Below are 1520 nucleotides of genomic sequence, written 5' to 3'. Positions count from 1 at the left end.
GTATCCTTCATCTGCCGTCCTTTCGCGCAGTCGTTTCTTCCAACGACCATTCTGGCACATTGCGATGCCGTGCGGGGAGGACGGCAACCACCCCATCTCACAGGGCCCACAGCCACGTCTCCACAGGGCCGTCCAGCCCGAAATCCACGGCGCTGGCAATCATCCGGTCGAACGCGAACCAGCACATCATCTTGGAATAGACGAAGTGCTGCTTGGGTCCTCGCACCTCCCACAGGCTGCAATCGGGCTGCCGCCACAGGACCAGCAGGCGCTCGGCGATGGCACACTGAAGCGGCCACACCGCATCCATGTCCGCCAGTCCGTCGCGCCGTGCCGCATCGAACGCGCCAAGAAGGGAGCCATAGACATCAAGCTGCAACTGCTCATGTGCTGCATTGCCGATGCGCACCGGGCGGCTGTTTTCATATCCCGCCAGATGGTCGAGCGTGGTTTCGGTCAGCCGACGCTCCCCATGCAGGCCATACATGACCTGCAACCCGTCCGGCGCGCCCGCCGTCGCGCGCATCAGCCACCACCGCCATGCGCTTGCTTCCTCCATATAACCCGAAACCGTCAGCGCATGCAGTGTCCATACCGCATCACGCAGCCAGCAGTAGCGATAGTCCCAGTTGCGGCTTCCCCCCGGATCTTCGGGCAGGGAGGTCGTGGGGGCTGCGACAATTCCGCCGGTCGGGTGGTAGGTCAGCGCCTTGAGCGTCATGAGCGAACGCCGCACCACGGCGGCATAGGGACCGTCATACGTGCACTGCGCCGCCCACAGCCGTCCCTGTGCCTCCGTATGGCGCAGCAGGGCATAGGGATCGCGCGGCAGGGGCGGGATCTTGTGCGACGGGAACCATTCCAGCGTCGTTGCCACACTCTGCCCCGCGACGATGGTAAAATCCGAGGTGGTGGAAAAATTGGCGTTGCTGAGGTCCACGCTGCTGCTCAGGCGGATGGCGTCAGGACCGGCAAAGGCGAAGATCGCCCCTTCGCGCCGTTCCACCCACGGGATCCATTCACCATAATTGAAGCGCAGGCGCAGCTCGGCGGCAAAATCGACATGCCCCTCCACGCCGCGGATGATGCGGACGAGTTCATGCAGGTCTCCATCAACGGGTGTCGGCATGAAATCCAGCACGACGGCGCGGCCCGTGGGCGTGTCGATCGTGGTTTCCAGCACCATCGTATCGGGGACATAGCGACGCGCGATACGCGCCGCCGGATCGGTGGCGCGCACGGCCCATTCCCCGTTATCGGGCGTGCCGAGGAGGGAGGCGAAAATCGCCTCGGAATCAAACCGCGGCATGCACAGCCACTGGATCGTGCCATCGCGATGGATCAGCGCCGCACTGTGGGTAGAGCCGATCATGGCGTAATCTTCGATCCGATGCGCAACAGTGGAAGCAGGGGACATCAACGGAGACTGTGTAGAATTTTGTGCGGTGGCACTTTTTCAGGCCATTGGGAAACGATCATCGAACATGATGGCGAGCTGGCATCTGACAGCATACCATTCG

General features: G+C 62.7%; 1 protein-coding gene. It reads right to left on the bottom strand.

Going from position 1 to position 1520, the window contains the following annotated elements:
* Window positions 1–97: 97 nt before the first annotated feature.
* On the bottom strand, window positions 98–1417 hold the full coding sequence (locus tag CFR72_RS16730) for a glycoside hydrolase family 15 protein (protein ID WP_244182358.1): 1320 nt from the start codon (window positions 1415–1417) through the stop codon (window positions 98–100).
* Window positions 1418–1520: the final 103 nt, after the last annotated feature.

It is taken from the genome of Gluconacetobacter entanii (assembly GCF_003206495.1).
Classification (GTDB): Bacteria; Pseudomonadota; Alphaproteobacteria; order Acetobacterales; family Acetobacteraceae; genus Novacetimonas; species Novacetimonas entanii.
This window is presented reverse-complemented; position numbering and strand designations above follow the sequence as displayed.

What these genes read in the sequence shown, in the direction of transcription:
- CFR72_RS16730 (WP_244182358.1), bottom strand. Translation starts at nt 1,417, where the DNA reads ATGTCCCCTGCTTCCACTGTTGCGCATCGGATCGAAGATTACGCCATG.